Source organism: Streptomyces sp. NPDC051018 (assembly GCF_044456085.1).
Taxonomy (GTDB): Bacteria; Actinomycetota; Actinomycetes; order Streptomycetales; family Streptomycetaceae; genus Streptomyces.
Map to the genome: position 1 here is coordinate 34,118 of NZ_JBITFN010000013.1, position 19,638 is coordinate 53,755.

At 70.9% G+C, this 19,638-nt stretch carries 9 protein-coding genes; 7 read left to right on the plus strand and 2 right to left on the minus strand.

The window, feature by feature from the left end; all coding sequences use genetic code 11:
• Positions 1 to 208 precede the first annotated feature (208 nt).
• Both pglW and pglX read left to right on the plus strand, forming a co-directional pair.
• Positions 209 to 4,951, plus strand: coding sequence for a BREX system serine/threonine kinase PglW (pglW, locus tag ACIBCM_RS22440; RefSeq protein WP_399245824.1), 4,743 nt, complete (start codon positions 209 to 211; stop codon positions 4,949 to 4,951).
• Positions 4,948 to 8,568, plus strand: a complete 3,621-nt coding sequence (gene pglX, locus ACIBCM_RS22445; protein WP_399245826.1) for a BREX-2 system adenine-specific DNA-methyltransferase PglX — start codon at positions 4,948 to 4,950, stop codon at positions 8,566 to 8,568. Before pglW ends, pglX begins: the two co-directional genes overlap by 4 nt.
• Positions 8,569 to 8,634: 66 nt before the next feature.
• Here the strand turns inward: pglX and ACIBCM_RS22450 are convergent, their stop codons facing one another.
• Positions 8,635 to 8,844 carry a DUF397 domain-containing protein gene (locus ACIBCM_RS22450; protein WP_399245828.1) on the minus strand — a complete coding sequence of 70 codons (210 nt, stop codon included), beginning with the start codon at positions 8,842 to 8,844 and terminating at the stop codon, positions 8,635 to 8,637.
• Positions 8,826 to 9,668: a helix-turn-helix domain-containing protein gene (locus tag ACIBCM_RS22455; protein ID WP_399245830.1), complete on the minus strand. Its 843-nt coding sequence runs from the start codon at positions 9,666 to 9,668 to the stop codon at positions 8,826 to 8,828. Before ACIBCM_RS22455 ends, ACIBCM_RS22450 begins: the two co-directional genes overlap by 19 nt.
• Before the next feature lie 187 nt (positions 9,669 to 9,855).
• On the opposite strand from ACIBCM_RS22455, the gene ACIBCM_RS22460 reads away from it, so the two are divergent.
• From ACIBCM_RS22460 to brxD, 5 genes are all read left to right on the plus strand, one after another.
• Complete coding sequence (locus ACIBCM_RS22460) at positions 9,856 to 10,137, plus strand: hypothetical protein (protein ID WP_399245832.1); 282 nt, start codon at positions 9,856 to 9,858, stop codon at positions 10,135 to 10,137.
• Positions 10,134 to 10,487, plus strand: a complete 354-nt coding sequence (locus ACIBCM_RS22465; protein ID WP_399245834.1) for a hypothetical protein — start codon at positions 10,134 to 10,136, stop codon at positions 10,485 to 10,487. The genes ACIBCM_RS22460 and ACIBCM_RS22465 overlap by 4 nt, the downstream gene beginning before the upstream one ends.
• 213 nt (positions 10,488 to 10,700) lie before the next feature.
• Positions 10,701 to 14,624 carry a phage resistance protein gene (locus ACIBCM_RS22470; RefSeq protein WP_399245835.1) on the plus strand — a complete coding sequence of 1,308 codons (3,924 nt, stop codon included), beginning with the start codon at positions 10,701 to 10,703 and terminating at the stop codon, positions 14,622 to 14,624.
• Positions 14,621 to 17,683, plus strand: a complete 3,063-nt coding sequence (gene pglZ, locus ACIBCM_RS22475) for a BREX-2 system phosphatase PglZ (RefSeq protein WP_399245837.1) — start codon at positions 14,621 to 14,623, stop codon at positions 17,681 to 17,683. The genes ACIBCM_RS22470 and pglZ overlap by 4 nt, the downstream gene beginning before the upstream one ends.
• A 593-nt stretch (positions 17,684 to 18,276) precedes the next feature.
• Positions 18,277 to 19,608 carry a BREX system ATP-binding protein BrxD gene (brxD, locus tag ACIBCM_RS22480; RefSeq protein ID WP_399245839.1) on the plus strand — a complete coding sequence of 444 codons (1,332 nt, stop codon included), beginning with the start codon at positions 18,277 to 18,279 and terminating at the stop codon, positions 19,606 to 19,608.
• Positions 19,609 to 19,638 lie beyond the last annotated feature (30 nt).

The window sequence follows — 19,638 nt, forward strand, 5'->3', positions numbered from 1 at the left end:
GCACACCTCTTCTTCCACCCTTCATCTCCCGCCCCTCTCCTGCCACCCCGCACCCTTCCTTCCGCCCCGTCCCCGCCCGTCCCTTTCGTCGCGGCTGCCCGGATGCCGGAGGCCGCAGTTAAGATCCGGGGAGGGCCCCGGCCGTCTCGTATCCGCGACGGGCGGCTCTGTGCACCACGGCGGCGGAAGTGAAGCGGGGGACGGGTACATGCGGGAAGGCCGGTGGACGACGGTCACCGAGTCCGAGTTCGATCACGAGCGCCGCGGCCTGGAAGCCATCAGGGAGCAGTTGCCCGACTCCGACCCGTGGCGTGCCTGGTCGAACTTCACCTTCACCGCGAACACCGGTCACGTCCGCGAGGTCGACCTCCTCGTCATCGCCCCCGCGGGCGTGTACATGATCGAGCTCAAGGACTGGCACGGCTCGGTCACCAGCGAGAACGGCACCTGGGTGCAGATCACCCCAGGGGGCCGCCGCCGCCCGCACGGCAATCCGCTGCACCTGGTCAACAAGAAGGCCAAGGAACTGGCCGGTCTGCTCGGGCAGCACGGCAAGCGGGTGTGGGTCGCCGAGGCCGTCTGCTTCACCGACGCGGCACTGCGCGTACGGCTCCCCGCCCACGACGAGCACGGCGTCCACACGGTCCCCGAGCTGATCGAGATGCTGAAGCGGCCGCCGCGCGACGAGCGCCGGCGCATCACCGCCGTCGGCTCCCGCGAGGCCAAGGCCGCCCTGGAGCGGATCGGCATCCGCCGCAGCGACGCCGAGTACCGGGTGGGCCCGTACCAGTTGGAGCGCAAGTCCTTCGACTCCGGCCAGACCTGGGCGGATTACCTGGCCCGGCACACCGAACTCCCCGAGTCCGCCCGCGTCCGCATCTATCTGCGCGAACGCGGATCGGACGCCTCGATACGGCAGTCCGTGGAGAACGCCGCCCGGCGGGAGGCGGCCGTGCTGCGCCGCTTCCGCCACCCCGGCGCCGTCCAGCTCCGGCAGTACGACCCCTCCGGGCACTCCGCGGGCCCCGCGCTGATCTTCGACTACCACCCGGCGACCCTCCGCCTGGACGAGTATCTGCTCCAGTACGGGGAGAAGCTGGACATCCTCGGCCGGATGGCGCTCGTCCGGCAGCTCGCCGAGACCATGCGGTCCGCGCACTCCAGCCGTATCCACCACCGGGCACTGGCCGCCCGGTCCGTCCATGTGGTGCCGCAGCCCCGGGGCGGCCCGGGCCCCGCCGGGGAGGACGCGGCCTGGCCGGCCCCGCACCTCCAGGTCTCCGACTGGCAGATCGCCACCCAGCGCGGCACCGCCACCGGTACCGGCGGCACCGGTGAGAGCGGGGGACCCCGATTCGCCCCGACGGCGCTCTCGGCCATCCATCTCTCCGAGGGCTCCGACCCGTACTTCGCCCCCGAGTTGACCGCGCTCAACGCCGACCCGGTCTCGCTGGACGTGTACGGCCTGGGTGTTCTCACCTATCTTCTGGTCACCGGCAAGGCACCCGCGGCGAGCCAGGCGGAGCTGCTGGCCCGGCTGGAGGCAGGCGAGGGACTGCGCCCCAGCTCCCTGGTGGACGGACTCTCCGAGGACATCGACGACCTGGTGCAGGCGGCCACCGCCTACCGCCCCGCGCAGCGGCTCTCCTCGGTGGACGAGTTCCTGGAGATGCTGGAACTCGTCGAGGACTCCCTCACCACCCCGGCCGCGGCCCCCGCTCCCCAGGCCCCGGAGAAGGACCCGCTGGAAGCCGTCGCGGGCGATGTGCTGGCCGGGCGCTGGGAGGTCCGCCGCCGGCTGGGCACCGGCTCGACCAGCCGGGCCTTCCTCGTCCGTGATCTGGAGGCCGAGGCCCACCGGGCACGACCGCTGGCCGTGCTCAAGGTCGCCCTCTCCGACAGCCGGGGCCAGATCCTGGTCCACGAGGCCCGGGTGATGGGCGGGCTGCGCCCGGACTCCCGCGTCATCCGCCTCGTGGAGCCCGAACCCCTGAACATCGCGGGACGCACGGTCCTCGCCCTGGAGTACGTGGGCGACGAACGCGAGGAGGCTCCCGCCGCGCATCCCACGGGCGGCACCGAACCGGGCACCGCCCGCACCCGCCGCCGCGAGGAGACCGTCGCCCGCCAGCTGCGCGAGCGGGGCCGCCTCCTCATCGACGAACTGGAGGCGTACGGCGACTACCTCTTCGGCGCTGTCGACTTCCTGGAGGGCGAGAGCGTCTGGCACCGGGACATCAAGCCCGACAACATAGCCATCCGCGTACGCCCCAACCGCACCCGCGAGCTGGTCCTCATCGACTTCTCCCTCGCGGGCTACCCGGCGAAGGACTACGAGGCGGGCACCGAGGGCTATCTCGACCCGTTCATCGGCACCCTGACCCGTACCGCCTACGACGCCCACGCCGAGCGGTACGCGGTCGCCGTCACCCTGCACCAGATGGCCTCGGGCGAACTGCCCAAGTGGGGCGACGGCTCGGTCCCGCCCCGGATGACGGACGCGAAGAAGCACCCCTTCCCGACGATCGCCGCCGACGCCTTCGACCCCGCCGTCAGCGACGGTCTGGTCGCCTTCTTCCACAAGGCCCTGCACCGGGACGCCGGGCGCCGCTTCCCCGAGCTGAAGCCGATGCGGGACGCCTGGAAGAAGATCTTCCTGGACGCCGCGCGTTCCGTACCGTCGAGCCACCGATCCAGCCACCGCACCCGCCACCCCGAGACGGCCGCGTCCCCGGGCGCCGGGCAGCCGGGACAGCCCGGCGGGAAGGGCATCGCGGACGCCGAGCCGGTCACCGCCGAGCGGCAGCGGGAACTGCTCGCCGCACAGGCGGGCCGCGACACCCATCTCTCCGCCGCCGGTCTCACCCCGGCCGCCGAGTCCTTCCTCTACGGCCTGGGTGTCAACACCGTCGGGCAGCTCCTCGACTACAGCCGCCGCAAACTCCTCAACGCCCCCGGCCTGGGCGCCAAGACCCGGAGCGAGGTACAGCGCCGCCAGCGCGAGTGGGGCGACCGGCTGCGCGAGACACCGGTGTCACCACTGACGCCGAGGGGCCGGGCCGAGGCGAAGGAGGAGCTGGCCCAGCTCTCCGCCGCCGAGTCGGCCGTACTCGGCAGGCTCGCCGCCACCGAGGGCGCGGGCGGCCTCACCGGCTCCGCGCTCGGCTCCGCCCTGCGCACGGTCAGCCTGGACACCCTCGCCACGATCTTCGTACCGGAACTGAACAACAACGGCGCCAACCGCAACAAGGTCGACATGGTCCGGCTGCTGCTGCGGCTGCCCGACGACCGGGGCGAGCTGCCCGGCATCGGGGTCTGGCCCAGGCAGAAGGACGTCGCGGACGCCCTCGCCCTCTCGGCCGGGCGTATCCCGCACCTGCTGAAGGAGGAGCGCAAGCGCTGGAAGAAGCACCCCGCCGTGCAGGCCCTGCGCCAGGAGATCATCGAACTCCTGCTGGGCCTCGGCCGGGTCGCGTCCGCCGCGGAGATCGCCGACGCGCTCGCCGTACGACGGGGAACCCAGCTCTCCGAACGCGAGCAGCGCAGGGCGATGGCGCTGGCCGCCGTACGGGCCGTGGTGGAGGTGGAGCAACTGGAACCGGCCGAGGCCGAGTTCCGGCACCAGCCGAACCGCAAGGCCACCGAAGAGGCCCTGGGCGCCGGGCTGCTGGCCCTGGACGTCCGGGAGAGCGACGCCCCCGACACCCCGACCGCTCCGGGCCTCCTCGACTACGCGATGCGGCTGGGCCGCCGGGCGGACCGGCTCGCCGAACTGGACACCCTGCCCACCGCGACGACCGTCCTCGGCGAGCTGGGCGCACTGCCCCCGGCGCCCGGCGCGGTCGAGTGGGACGAACGCCGTCTGGTGGAACTGGCCGCCGCCGCCTCCCTCAACGCCGCCGCCACCCCCCGCCTGGAGATCTACCGCCGTGACCTCCCGCTCGTACGGGCACTGCGGCTCACCCAGGCCGGCCTGGTGCGGCTGATCCCCGGTGTGCCGGAAGGACGGCAGCCAGGCGTCACCGCCGACGACATACACGAGCGGGTGCGCGCCCGCTTCCCCGAACTGGTCCTGCGCGACCCGCGCGGCACCGCCACCCACGAGCTGCCGACCGACGCCCCCCTGACCAAGGCGCTGCGCGAGGCCGGCTTCGACCTCACCCTCTCCACCCGCGAGGACACCCGGACCCCGCGCTACCTCCCCACCCGGATGGACAGCGCCTCCAGCTATCTCACCACCGGAGCCTGGCGCCAGACCACCGATGTCGGCGCCGTCACCCGCTACTCGGACGACCCGCTGCTGGCGGGCGCGGCCCGCGCCGAGGAACGCCTCACCGCCTCCGCCCGCCGGGACGGCTACCGGGTGCTGACCGTGCACCGCAACCGTTCCCGGGACGCCGTACGGGCACTGGGCGCCGACCGCATCGGCACCCAGGTGGTCTCGATGACGGAGCTGTTCCTGGAGGCCATGCACGCCCTCGCCCCCGAGGGCTCGAAGCCGACCTGGGAAACCCTGCTCAAGGCCGACGCGGCGGAGCCGGGCTCACGCGGCGCGATGAAGTTCGCGGAGTACGCGCGGACCGCGTGGGGCGCGGTGGAGCCCCGGGTCCGGGAACTGCTGGACGCGGGCACGGGCTCCGGCCCGGTCCTGCTGACGGAGGCGGCCGTGTTCGCCCGGTACGACGCGATGGGCGTCCTGGGCCGGCTCGCGGAGGCCGCCCGGCAGGGCGGGCGGGGGCTGTGGCTGCTGGTTCCGCAGGCCGACCCGTCCCGCGAGCCGAAGCTGGGCCAGACCGCCGTGGCGTATCAGGCGGGCCTCGGCGAATGGATCGAACTGCCCGACTCCTGGGTCGACAACCGGCACCGGGGCGGCGGTCCCGTCCGCGCGGGCAGTACTGAGACGACGGACAGCACGGATGACACGGACAACGGCGAGGGAGACGTCAAGTGATCGACCGCAAGACCCTGTTGGACGACCTGAAGCAGCAGGTCAAGGCGGTCGAGACGGATCTGTCGAAGCAGGTGAAAGCCGTCGGCGAGGTCGGTGACCGGCTGCGCGCCGAGTATGAGCGGGCCCGCAAGCTGGGCCGTACGGCAGCAACGTGGAACTCGTGGCTGGACGAGCGGGTCACCCAGGTCGCCGTCGCCTGGGTGCTGGGCACGGTCTTCGTCCGCTTCTGCGAGGACAACCGGCTGATTCCCGAGCCGTACGTGACGGCACCGGAGGCCGACCGCCGGGACCTCGCCCTCGCCCGGTACGAGGAGTACCTGTCGACCGCCGAGGACCCCACGTTCCGGGGCTGGCTGGAGCGGTCCTTCGCGGAACTGGGGGAGGGGCAGGCGGGCCGTCTGCTCTTCGACCGGAAGCACAACCCGCTGTTCCAGATACCCCTGTCCCACGACGGCGCCCGGGAGCTGATCGCGTTCTGGCGCGAGCGCGACGAGACGGGCGTCCTGGTCCACGACTTCACGGACGAGCTGAACGAGGACGGTACGGAGGGCTGGGACACCCGCTTCCTCGGCGACCTCTACCAGGACCTGAGCGAGGCGGCCCGGAAGACGTACGCCCTGCTCCAGACCCCGGAGTTCGTGGAGGAGTTCATCCTCGACCGCACGATGAACCCGGCGGTGCGGGAGTTCGGCTACGAGGGACTGAAGATGATCGACCCGACATGCGGGTCCGGTCACTTCGTGCTCGGTGCGTTCCGGAGGCTGGTGCGGCTGTGGGGCGAGGGCCAGCCCGGTCGTGACCTTCACGAGCGGGTCCGGGCGGCGCTGGACTCGGTGCATGGGGTGGACCTGAACCCGTTCGCGGTGGCGATCGCCCGGTTCCGGCTGCTGGTTGCGGCGATGGCGGCGAGTGGGGTGCGGACGATGGGGGAGGCCGCGAGGTATGAATGGCCGATTCACCTGGCGGTGGGGGACTCGCTGATCAAGGCCCGGCAGTTGGAGCTGACGCTGGGTGGGGACGAGGAGGGGGAGGGCGACGACCTGGCGTCGTTCGCCTATGCCACGGAGGACGTGCACGAGCACCCTGGGATTTTGGAGCAGGGGCGGTATCACGTGGTGGTGGGGAACCCGCCTTACATTACGGTGAAGGACAAAAGGCTCAACGAGTTGTATCGAGGACTGTACAAGAGTTGCTCCATGGAGTATGCGCTTTCGGTTCCATTCGCTGAGCGTTTTTTCGAACTGGCAAAATGTGCCGATATCAGCGGATTCAACGGCGGCACGGTGGGCCAGATCACGGCTAACTCTTTCATGAAGCGCGAGTTTGGTGCAAAACTGGTCGAGAGTTACTTTCGTGACCGCGCGGAACTCACAGAGATTGTCGACACTTCCGGAGCCTATATCCCTGGCCACGGCACTCCGACGGTGATTCTCATCGGTAGGTGCCGAGAAGGGAGTGCGCGATCGGCAACCATCCGAACGGTAAGAAGCGTGCAAGCCGAGCCCACAATGCCAGAGAATGGTCAGGACGGCTTGGTTTGGAATGCGATCGTGAAGCAAGTAGATGCACCTGGATCGACGAGCCAATGGGTATCCGTGGATGACCTTCCTCGCGAAGAGTTCTTTAAAGATCACCCTTGGATTCTGGGTGCTGGGGGGCGAGAGATGATCACCCAAATGGAGATGGTCATGGCGGGCCGTCTGCGCCCACAGCTTTCGCTCCGAATTGGCTTTGGGGCCATTTCTGGCGAGGATGGAGCATACTTTCTGCCCGATCATGCAACCGCACGTCGCCAGAGGGTGGAGCATGAACTTGCTATGGTGACCGGCGAAGCAGTGCGCGACCATACAGTGGTTCCTGGAATTACCACAGTTTGGCCCTACGATGAAAACTGGAATGTTGTAGCAGAGGATCAGTTGGGCGGGAGTGCTTCCTTCCTGTGGCCGAATCGGCAACTCTTGCGCAATCGTAAGCGCTTTGGGAAAATCGTCAAAACAATTCCTGGATTCAGGTGGTACGAATATAGAGAGGTGTATCGGGAGAAGTTTGCCACCCCGCTTTCGATCGTGTTTCCGTTCGTGGCGACCCATAATCACTTTGCGCTGAGTCGAAGTGGGAGGATCTTCAACCGCCATGCCCCCATGGTTAAGCTCAATGAAGGGGCGAGTGAAGAGGAGTACTCGCGCCTGACAGGATTGCTTAACAGCTCTACGGCCGGTTTGTGGCTCAAGCAAGTTAGTCAGGGGAAAGGCGGAAGTGGCCTTGGGCGTGGAATTCAAAGTGAAGCCTGGGAAGAGCGGTATGAGTTCACCGGGACCAATCTTGAAGAATTCCCCCTCCCTGTTGAATATCCCACTTCTCTCGCTGCCGAGCTTGACCTCTGTTCTCAGAGACTCACTCTCAATAGTCCTTCCGTCCTAGCTTCCGAGGCTGCTCCCGACGCAGTTACCCTTCGTGCCGGCCGGGTGACTTGGCTTTCGGTGCGTGCTCGGATGATCGCCCTTCAAGAAGAGTTGGACTGGCAGGTCTATTCGCTCTACAAGCTGCACCCTGAAGACTTGCGTGTCTCCGAGGACCCGGGATCCCCTGACATCCCCGAACTCGCCCTCGGTGAGCGTGCCTTCGAGATCGTGCTCGCAAGGCGCGTTGCCGCAGGCGAGGCCAGTGGCGAGTGGTTTAAGCGGCACGGGTCCACCCCCATCACCGAGATCCCTGGCCACTGGCCCACCGCCTACCGTGAAGTGGTCCAGAAGCGAATAGATGCCATCGAGTCGTCCAGGGCCATCGGCATGATCGAGCGGCCGGAGTACAAGCGGCGGTGGGCCACCGAAGGGTGGGACTCGCTTCAGGAGAAGGCACTCCGGTCTTGGCTGCTGGACCGGGTTGAGAGCCGGGATCACTGGTTCGACGAGAACGACATGCCCGTGCTCGTCACGCTCTCGCGGCTCACGGACGCGCTGTCCCGTGACGAGGACTTCGTCTCCGTCGCCAAGATCTACGCACCCCGGAAGGAACTGCCCGCCGTTGTCGCCGAGTTGATGACCGACGAGCATGTGCCATTCCTCGCCGCCCTGCGCTACAAGCCCGCCGGGCTGAAGAAGCGCCAGGACTGGGAGCACGTCTGGGACCTCCAGCGGCAGGAGGACGCCGCTCCGGACGAGCCCGCCAAGCGGAAGATCCGGGACGCCATCCCTGTACCGCCGAAGTACACCTCGGCCGACTTCCTGCGGCCGTCCTACTGGCGGGCGCGCGGGAAACTGGATGTGCCCAAGGAGCGGTTCATCTCGTACGGGCAGACCAACGTGGCCACGCCCGAACTGTTCGGCTGGGCCGGCTGGGACCATCAGGAGCAGGCGTACGCACTGGCCGCGTATATCGCCACGCACGAGGCGCTGACCGCTGAGGAGCTGACGCCGTTGCTCGCCGGGCTGCTGGAGCTTCAGCCCTGGCTCGACCAGTGGCACGACGAGTTCGACGCGAACTTCGGCACGTCACCCGCCGCGTACTTCAAGGGTGACCGGCAGATGGTCCAGGGCCAGCACGGCCTGACCGATGACGACCTGCGCGCCTGGCGCCCGGTCGCCGCCACCCGTGGACGGCGTACCGCCAAGAAGTAGCGCCTCCGACAACAGCGACGGCCCCCGTGAGTGCGGGACGTGAGTCCATCACGGGGGCCGTTCGGTTCAGGCGCTCAGATGGTCGTTCTTGACCGCCGTTATGAAGTACGACCAGCCATCCGCCGGGAAGACGAGCACGGGACCGGACGGGTTCTTGCTGTCTCGCACGGGTACAGCGGCGGTGACGTCGTCCGAGACCTCAACGCAAGCGCCACCATCCTGATTGCTGTGGCTGCTCTTGCGCCAGCTCAGGGCAGTTACATCGATGGGTCGCATGGCAGTTCCTCCAACATACGCAGGATGAGTTTCTGCGACTCGGCTGGGGAGAGTGCCAGGTCGCGCATCGCATCGTACGCACGCTGCATGCGCTCCACCACAGCGTGCTCCTCGATGAGTTCGCCACCGTATCCATGCTCCGTGTATGCAACCGTGCGGGCATCCGGAAGCCTGAGGAACCACACATCCGTGGTCGACAAGCCGTGCAGCCCCGCACTCTGTGGCAACACCTGAATCGTGAGATCCGAACGCTCGGCCATTTCGGCCAAGCGTTCCAACTGCTTCCGCCACTCGGTCGTGTCCCGCAACGCCGTCCGCAACGCCGCTTCCGACAGGATCGTCCGGAAAGGTGGCGCGTCATCACCCTCCAGCAGCTCCTGGCGACCCATGCGCGCCTCGACCTGCTGGGTCAGTTCGTCGCCCTTGGATCCCCCTGCTGCGAGCAGTTCACGCGCGTACCCCGGAGTCTGAAGCAGCCCCGGCAGCACACTCACGGCGAAGTGCCACAAGCTCACCGCCTCCGCCTCCAGGCTCATGTACCGGCGGTAGCGTTCGCGGAACTGGGACTTGTCCCCGGCCGCGAGTTCCCACAGGGCCAGCAGCAGACCCGGCGTCCCGTAGAACGTGTCCAGGGCCTGGACGACCTCGGGGCTGCCGATCGTGTCGCCCTTCTCCATTTTCCCGAACAGCGACCAGTCCCAGCCCAGTCGCTCCCCGAGCTGTCGCAGGCTCGTTCCGCGTCCGGTGCGTAAGAGACGCAACTCCTCAGCGAAACGCTGGCGCGGCTCCTGGCTGCGACCGGTGATGACCCGCCTCGGCGGCATGTCGGCTCCCCTCCGTGGTGTCGGTGGAAGGTGTGGAAGTAACGCCCGGCGACGGGGAGGCGACCGCGTACCCACGGCGTCGGCGAACTGCTCCGGATTCATCCTCGTGACGTCCGGACTACGCACGGTAATCCACGCCGTGCCGTCGGGGCAGCGGAATCCCGAGAAAGTCAGAGGAGCCCCCACCGTGAACGAAGCGCGACGAGCCGCCGCCGACACCCCCGCCACCAGCACGGCAAGGCCCGACCCCACCCCCATCACCTCCCTCCGGTCCGCGATCGAGGAGGCCCTGCAAGCGCGGGACACGCTCGTCTCGGCGCTCCGGCGGGGCGGTGTCGTGTCACTCGCCGTGGAGGTCCGTACGCCCTGGCCGGACGCGGGACCGGACACGCTCGTGCACATCGGGCCGTGCTCCGCCCGCACCGCGCAGCTCCTGGCGGCGATCATCGCGAAGGGAGCCGCGCGGTGACCGGGACCGGGCGACCCGGACCGGACGGGCCGGACGAGCCGGACGCGGAGCGCGAGGAGCACCAGGCACCCGGGGCGACCGGGCAGACCGGGCGGACCAGGGCGGGCGCGGCCCCGGAGGGGGAGCGTCCCGAGGTCGGAAAGGCCGTACGGGACACCCGGCTCGGCCGGATCGGGGTGGTGATGGGCGGGGTCGGCCCGTACGTCCAGCTGCGCCCCCTCCAAGGCGGCCGGGAGTGGGACGCCGACCCGGAGCACATCGAACCGGTCACCGTGCTGGAGGTGTTGAGCGTCCGGGTCGCGGAGGCGAACGCGAACAGCCGGACCAGAAGAGGGCTGAACCAGGGCTGAACGGCCCCGGGGCCAGGTGCACGCCCACTCCGGGCGGACTGTCGGGGGCCGCTGCCATGCTGAGGGGCGGGAGAGTGGTGCCCGACGGTCCCGTAATCCGTGCCGGTGTCGGAGAATGTCACGGGAAACACCGACCGGACCGCACGCCGGCCCCGACACCGTACCGACCGGACAGCGACGGCCGACGCCGTCAGAAGGTGAGCGAGACGCGCGATGGCCCAGCAGCCGCCCCTGCTCCGCGATGTCATCGACATCAAGGAGTCGATCTCGACCTCCGACTTTGTTCTCCAGCTCTCGGAGGCCACGACCCCGGAGGGTGCCGAAGGCGCGCTCCGGGACTACGTGGTGACGGAACGGCTGCTGGAGAACTTCGACGAGGCGCTCGGGCTGATCAAGGCGGCGGTGGACGGCCATACGTCCAAGGCGGCGTATCTGCACGGCTCGTTCGGTTCGGGTAAGTCGCACTTCATGGCCGTACTGCACGCGCTGCTCAGCGGCAGCCCGGCCGCCCGGGGCCGGGGCGACTTCGACCCGGTGCTCACCAGGCACGAGTGGCTCGGCGCGGACGGGAAGAGGTTCCTGCTCGTGCCGTACCACATGCTCGGGGCGAAGGCGCTGGAGCAGCGGGTCCTCGGGACGTACGTCAGTCACGTCAAGAAGCTCCACCCCGACGCCCCGACCCCCAGGGTCTACCGCACGGACGCCCTCTTCGCGGACATCACCGCCATGCGTGAGCGCATGGGCGACGAGGCGGTCATCAGAGGACTCGCCCCGGGGACCGGCGGGGCGGACGAGGACGAGGACGACGAGTGGGGCGAGTCCTTTGCGTGGAGCCCCGCGCTGCTCGACACCGCGCTCGCGGCGGAGGAGATCCACGAGACGGGACAGGCGCTCAATCTGGTCAGCCCGTCGTCCCCGGCGGAGCTGCGGGCCCGGCTCGTCCAGGACGCCAGTACGCATCTGCTGCCCGGGTTCGCGCAGAACGCCGCCGAGAGCGAGCACGGCTTCATCTCGCTCGACGCCGGCCTGTCCGTGATCGCCGCCCATGCCAAGGAGCTGGGGTACGACGGCCTGATCCTCTTCCTCGACGAGCTGATCCTGTGGCTGGCCACTCTCATCCACGACCAGAAGTTCGTGGGCCGCGAGGCGGGCAAGATCACCAACTTCGTGGAGGGCGCGGACGCCCGCCGGGCCATACCCGTCGTCTCCTTCATCGCCCGCCAGCGCGATCTGCGCGAACTCGTCGGCGAGGAACTGTCCGGCGCGGCCGAGTCGTCCATCCAGGACACCCTCAACCAGGCGTCCGGCCGCTTCGACAAGATCACCCTGGAGGACCGTAACCTCCCCCAGGTCGCCCACGCCCGGCTGCTCAGGCCCCGGGACGGGGAGGCGGCGGCGCTGATCACGGCCGAGTTCGAGAAGACCCGGAAGGTCCGTCAGGAGGTGTGGGACACGCTCCTCGGCTCCGACCGGGGCGCCGACGGGGTCGGCGCGGACGAGGAGAGCTTCCGGCTGACGTATCCGTTCTCGCCCGCGTTCATGGACACCCTGGTCCAGGTGTCGTCCGCGCTCCAGCGCAACCGGACCGGTATGAAGCTCATGGGTCAGCTCCTCGCGGACCACCGCGACCAGTTGCGCCTGGGCGACCTCATCCCGGTCGGCGATCTGTACCCGCTGATCACCGCCGGGGGCGACAAACCGTTCACGGACAGTCTGAAGGTCGTCTTCGAGGCGGCGGACAAGCTGTACCGGACCAAGCTGCGCCCGTATCTGCTGGCCACGTACAACGTGTCGGAGGAGGACGTCGAGCAGTACACGCACCGCCCCGACAGCATCACCGACCGGGCGCTGCGGGGGCGGGTGAAGACGTTCACCGGGGACAACCGGATCATCGGCACGCTGCTGCTGTCCGCGCTCGCGCCGAGCGTGCCCGCCCTCGCGGATCTGACGATCCGGCGGCTCTCCGCGCTCAACTACGGCTCGGTGGTCGCCCCGATCCCCGGCCGCGAGTACGGCATCCTGAAGAACAAGGTCGCCGAGTGGGCGGGACGTTTCCCGGAGATCAAGGAGACCGGGACGGAGGCCAATCCGGGCGTCCGGCTGGAGCTGTCCGGCGTCGACGTCGACTCCGTCATCGCCAACGCCAACGTCAACGACAACCCGGGCAACCGGCTGGCGCTCGCCAAGCGGCTGCTCGCGGAGGAACTCGGCATCGAGCAGGGCCGGCTGGTCGACGAGCTGAACTTCGTCTGGCGCGGCACCGACCGGGCGCTCGAAGTGATCTTCGGGAACATCGCGGACGAGGACGAGCTGCCCGACCACGATCTGATGCCGCAGGAGGACGGCCGCTGGCGCATCGCCGTCGACCTGCCCTTCGACGACAGCGAGTACGGCGCCGTCGAGGACGCCGAGCGGGTGCGGCGGCTGCGCCAGAAGCAGCAGGGCGAGCGGTCCCGTACGGTGGCCTGGCTGCCCACCCACCTCTCCGCCCAGCGGTACGGCGACTTCCGCCGGCTCGTCGTCATCGACCGGGCGCTCGCGGACGGCGGGCGCTTCGACACCCAGTACGCGGGCCACCTCAACGCCGACAACCGGGCCAGGGCCAAGGGTCTGCTGGAGACCCAGCGCGAGTCGCTGCTCAAGAACGTCAAGGCGGCCTTCAAGCAGGCGTACGGGCTCGCCGAGAAGAAGCCCGCCGACGTGGAACTCGGCTTCGGCGACCACCTGGTGTCCCTGCGCGACGTGGACGGCCTCACCCTCTCCTTCGGCCAGTCCCTGCACGACGGCATCCGGCACATCGCCGGCAAGCTCCTCGCCTCCCAGTACCCGGACCATCCCGACCTCGACCCCGAGAACACCGGCACCACCGTCAAACCCGGTGACGCCCGCAAGGTGTTCGCCCACATCCGTACCGCCGCCGAGGCCCGTGACCACCGCACCGAGATTCCCGCCGGGGACCGGGCGCTGATGCGCAGGCTGGCCGGACCGCTGCTGCTCGGGCGGCAGAAGGAGGCGTACTTCGAGCTGTCGCCCTACTGGGCCGACCACTTCCGGCAGCTCGCCCGGGAGAAGGGCGTCACCGGCGACCTCACCCTGATCACCCTCACCGACTGGACCGACCGGCCCGCCCCGCGCGGTCTGCCCGACTTCCTCGCCCGGCTCGTCGTCGCCTCCTTCGCCGAGATGGACGACCGGGTGTGGGTGCGCGAGGGCATGCCGCTCGACCCGGCACCCGAGCTGTCCCAGGTCAAGGACCGCGACGCGCTGCGCAACCAGCCGCTGCCCTCCGAGGAGGACTGGGAGTCGGCCCGGGAGCGCTTCCAGGCGATCTTCGGCGCCCCGGCGCCCGCGCTGCGGCGAGGACGTATCGTCAACCAGTTCGCCCGCCAGATCGGGGAACGGGCGGCGGCCCACCAGGAGCCCGCCGCCGAACTGGTGCGCAGACTGGAGGAGCACGCCGGGTTCCTCGGCCTGGACGAGACGGACGGGACCGGGCGCCTGGCCCTCGCGCGGAGGGCCGTCGCCCTGCTCAAGGCCCTCACGCAGGGAGCCGGTCAGGGTGCGGCCGGGGCGAAGAGGACCGTGGAGGCCCTGGCGGGCTTCGACCTCGGCCCGGTCGGCGCCGACCGTTACGGGACGTCCGTCAAGCAGGCGGGCAGGGTGGCCCAGGCGCTCGGCGCGGCTCCCTGGGAGATCCTGGGCCTCGCCTCGGGCAAGGGCCCCGAGGGGGACGCCCTCCTCGAATCCCTGCGCAACACGGCCCGCGCCGACCAGCGCAGCGGTGACCTCGCGGCGGCCCTGGAACGCACCAGGGCCGAGGTCGTCGCCCTCCTGAAGCGCGCCGAGACCGCCGCCCGGCCGTCACCGGAGCCCGCCCCGCCCGCCCCCAGGGCCGGGGACCTGCCGCTGAACGGCGGATCCAGCGACCCCCGTATCGAGTGGCACCGGCCCGAGCCGTCCGACGGCCCCGGGGCCGGAGCCGGGACCGCGACCGCCACCCGCCGGGCGCCCCGCTCCGGCGGAGGACGCACCACCGCCGCCCGCGCCGCCGCCGAACTCGGCGCGGAACTCGCCGAGCTGATCGCCCGGGAGCCCGACGCGACCATCGAGATCACCTGGCAGGTCGTCGACCGATGAACGCGCCCGCCTCCGTCGCCGTACGGCTGAACCTCGCCACCGTCACCCAGTACCTGTCCTCCCAGCGCTCACTGGCCGGATCCCTGGCGGGCGCCGGACGGCGGCGGGTCGTCCTGCTGCGCTCGGCGCCCCAGTGGGACGGCCCCGCCGAGCCCGTGTGGGGCGACGGGCTCACCGCGCGGATCGCGGCCGCGCCGTCCCCGCTCGCCGTCCACGAACTCCTCCTCGGGCACCTGGGACAGTGGGGGCGCCTCGAACATGTAGGGCGTCTTGGGCACGTTGGGCACCTCGGACCCGTTGGGCGCCTCGGGGCCGAGGAGACCGGTGAGGGCGGCCCGGCGGCACCGGCCGGCGCGTCCGGACCGGCGGTTCTCGTCATCCTCACCGACCGGGAACAGAACGAACTCGACCCGGCGATCCTCGCGCGGGCCCACAAACCCCGTATCGAGAACGTCGACAGCTGGGACGTCGTCCGCGAGGCGTTCGGCGCCGAGCAGGTCGACCCGCGCCTCAAGGACGCCAACTGGGCCGCGGAAGCCCTGCTCGGCGCCACCCCGCCGGGCGGCTGGCCACCGCTGGCGGGCGGCATGCTCTCCCGGCGTACCGCGCTCGCCGCGCTGACCCTGCGGCGGCTGCGCCTCGGCAGATACGACACCGAGGCCGCGGGCACGGGCCGCGCCCCGGCCGGAGACAGCCTCGACCCCCACACCCTGCTCGCCTGGTCCCAGAGCCCCGGCGGCCCGGAGCGCCTGCTGGAACTGCGCGGCCCCGAACGCGCGGGTCTCGCCGCGTTCCTGGGCGAGGAGGACCAGGCCGGTCCCGCCGGACGGGTCCTCCTGGCCCTGGTCGACGCCGAACACGGCGCGGACGCGGTGGCCTTCGGCCTGGTCTGCGCCGCTCTGTGGCTGCACGCCGAACCGGACGCCGCCGCCTACCGGGCCAGGGGCCGCGCCGAGCGCTGGTTCGGGGAGCGGCCCCCGGCGGCCGGTGAGGAGCTGGACGTCCTGGTGTCGCGGTTCGCCCGGGCCGCGGAGGAGTACGTCTGCGCCCTCCTCGCCACCGCGGCCCGTGGCACGGTGGGCGACAAGGACGAGGTACGGGCGGCCCGGCGGCTGAGCGACACCGCCCTGGAGCGGGCGTCCCTGCTGGTCCGCCAGTTCGGAGCCGAAGCCGCAGCGGAGGCCAGCCCGGTACTGGCCGCGGGCCTGGAGGCCAGGTTCGCCGCCGTCGGGCGGGCGCTCGCCACCGGGCGGCCCGCCGCCGTGGCGGAAGCGGTCCGCGCCCTCGGCGGACACCGGCGCGCCGACGGACCGGAGACCCGGGCCCGGGTGGAGCGCGCCCGGATGGCCCAGCGCCTCACCCGGTGGCTGGCCGACAACCCCGAGACCGGCTCCGACACCATGGCCGCCGCCATGGACCGCCAGATCGCGGAGATCGGCTGGGTGGACCGGGCCCTGGAGCACATCGAGGCGGGCGGCGACCCGGACCCGGAGCTGAGGTCCGCTTACGGGGCGCTCGGCACCCGGGTGCGCCGCGAACGGCACGGGATCGACCGCGCCTTCGCCCGTACCCTCGCCAACTGGACCGCGGCCGGCACCCCGCCCGGCTCGATGCTCACCGTCGAGACCTTCCTCGACCGGGTCGTGGCGCCCGTCGTACGGGACGGGAGCGGGCGGCGGGTGCTGCTGCTCGTCCTCGACGGTATGAGCGCGGCCATCGCCACCGAACTCGGTGAGGAACTCCGGGCCGGCTGGGCCGAGTTCGACCCGGTGAAGGACGGCCACCCGGCCCGCCGCGCGATGGCCGCGGCACTGCCCACCCTGACGGCCGTCTGCCGCACCTCCCTGTTCGGTGGAAGACTGCTGAACGGGACGCAGGCGGACGAGCGGAGGCTGTTTCCCGCCCACGCCTTCTGGGGTGGCGCTCCGGCCGCCGTGTTCCACAAGGACGACCTGCGGGCCGAGGGCTCCGGGGACACCTTCGCCCCGGCGCTCACCGAGGCGCTCGACGACGAACGGACCCATGTCGCCGTCGTCCTCAACACCATCGACGACCGTCTCGGCAAGGAGCAGAAACTCGGCGACGGGGCCTGGCGCGTGGACGAGATCGGGCGGCTGCGCGATCTGCTCAGGGTCGCCGCCGCACAGGGTATGGCGGTGATCCTGACCAGCGACCACGGCCATGTCGTCGACCGGCATGGTGACAGGGTGGAGGCGGACCGGCCGGACTCCGCCCGCCACCGGGCCCCCGGCGGGTCCCTGGGCGCGGCCGAGATCGCGCTCAGCGGACCGCGTGTGGTCTGGCCCGCACCCGGTGGCTCGATCGTCGCGCTGTGGGACGCGGATTCGCGTTACACGGCCCGCAAGGCGGGCTACCACGGCGGGGCGGCCCCCGCCGAGTTCACCATTCCGGTCCTCGCCTTCCTCCCCTTCGGCGCCGCACCCCCGGCGGGCTGGCGCGAACTGGGCGACCCCAGCCCGGACTGGTGGCTGCCGGACGACCCGGGCACCCGTAAGCCCGTCCCCGCTCAGGCGCCCGCCGGCTCCGCCGCCGCGGTCTCGGAGAAGCCGGGCCGTACGCGGGTGAAGAAGGCCCAGGCCGCACTCGCCGAGACACACGACTCGCTCTTCGACGTGGACGACGTCGACGTCGTGCCGGTGGGCCCCGGGGGCTCGGCACCGGGGGGCGCGGCCCCGGGAGGTTCGGCACCGAGAGGCTCGGCCCCGCCCGCGCCGGTCGTGGCCGCGCCGGAGGACGCCCTGATCGGCGCGTTCTTCGCCTCGGACATCCTGCGGGACCAGGTGGGACTGCTCGCCCGCAAACCGCCGATGGACCGCGTCGAGAAGGCGGTCCGCGCCCTCCTCGCCGCCGGGGGCACCCTCCCGGTGACGGCGCTGGCCCAGCGCGTCGACTACCCGGTCACCCGGGCGGGCGGCTTCGCCGCGGTCCTGCGCCAGCTCCTCAACCACGACGGCGTGCAGGTGCTGGAGACCCTGCCCGACGGGCGTACGCTCCGGCTGCATCTCTCCCTCCTGCGTACCCAGTTCGAACTGGACTGACAGGTCCGGGCCGCACGCTTTCGCCCTCGCTGTTTGGGTTGGGGCGCACGCTTTGGGCGTCGGTGTTCGGGGTGGGGGTGCGTAGTTTCAGCCTCGCCGGCGTTTGAGGCGCGGGGTTCGGGGCGGAGCCCCGACGAGGGGGCTGGATTGATGCGTGTCCCGGTCGGTGCGTGGTGGTGTGCGACTCAAGTCTCGGTGGTCGGGGTGGAGGTGCGTTCTCCAGCCTCGCCCTTCGGGGCGGGTCGCACGCTTTCGGCTTCGCTGTTCGGGTTGGGGCGCAGACCTTGGGCGTCGGTGTTTGGGTTGGGGGTGTGCATTCCCGGGCTCGGTGTTCGGGGTGGGGGTGCGTAGTTTCAGCCTCGCCGGCGTTTGAGGCGCGGGGTTCGGGGCGGAGCCCCGACGAGAGGGCTGGACCGATCCATGTCGCCGTCGGCACACAGCGCCGGGGCCCATCAGGTCCCGCCGGGGTCCGGGACGCCCATCCCGGCCTCGCCGCCGTAAGAGGCGCAAGGGGTCTTAGGGGCCCAAGAGGCGCACAGGCGGCCCGGGCAAGGCCCGGACTCGCGGACGGGGCCGGATGGGAGGATGGGGCGGTGACCGAGCCCCGCCCCGCCGCCACCACCGTCTCCGCCACCCGCCGCCGTACCGTTCTCGACGCCCTGCGCCGCGGCGCGGTCCCCGAGAGCGGACTCGACCTGCTGGCCACCGGCCTGAACCGGTACGAGACCGCCCTCGGCGCGGAGCTGGACGCGGTCGCCTCCGGGGCCTCGGTGTTCAAGGCCGTACGGGGCGAGTACGGATCGGGCAAGACCTTCTTCACCCGGTGGCTGGGCGAACGCGCCAAGCGGCGGGGGCTCGCCGTGGCCGAGATCCAGATCTCGGAGACCGAGACCCCGCTGCACCGGCTGGAAACGGTGTACCGGCGTCTCACCGAGCGGCTGACCACCGCCAGCTTCCCGCCGAGCGCCCTCCGGCCGGTCGTCGACGCCTGGTTCTACGCGCTGGAGGAGGACGCCCTCGCGGCCGGGGCGGGGGAGGACGAGCTGCCGGAGGAGGTGGCGAAGCTGCTGGTCGCCCGGCTCGCCGAGGTGTCCCGGCACGCCCCTTCCTTCGCGACCGCCCTGCGCGGCTACCGCTCCGCCTTCACGGACGGGGACGAGCCGACGGCGGCCGCGGTCCTCGCCTGGCTCGGCGGGCAGCCCCATGTGGCGGCGGCCGCCCGGCGGGCCGCGGGAGTGCGCGGCGACCTCGACCACTTCGGGGCGCTGGGTTTTCTGCAAGGGCTGCTGACCGTGCTGCGGGACTCCGGACACCGGGGGCTGTTCGTCGTCCTGGACGAGGTGGAGACCCTCCAGCGGGTACGGTCCGACGCCCGCGACAAGGCGCTGAACGCACTGCGGCAGCTCATCGACGAAGTGCACTCGGGACGCTTCCCCGGCCTCTATCTGGTGATCACCGGCACTCCCGCCTTCTACGACGGGCCGCAGGGAGTGCAGCGCCTCGCCCCGCTCGCCCAGCGCCTCGCCACGGACTTCACCACCGATCCGCGATTCGACAATCCCCGTGCCGTCCAGCTCCGTCTGCCCGGTTTCACCCTGGAGTCGCTGACCGGCCTGGGGACGACCATCCGCGATCTGTACGCGGAGGGAGCCGCCGCCCCCGACCGGATCAAGGTCCTCGCGGACGACGCGTATATCGCCGACCTCGCCCGTGCGGTCGGCGGTGCCCTCGGCGGGAAGACCGGAGTCGCCCCCCGGCTCTTCCTGAAGAAACTGGTCGGGGACGTCCTGGACCGGATCGACCAGTTCGAGGACTTCGACCCCCGGCAGCACTACCGTCTCACGGTGACGAGCAGCGAACTCACCGACGTCGAACGGAATCTCGCCACCGCCGTGTCGGCCGGCGACATCGATCTGGACCTGTGATGGACGGCCCCGATCAGTACGACGGCGGGT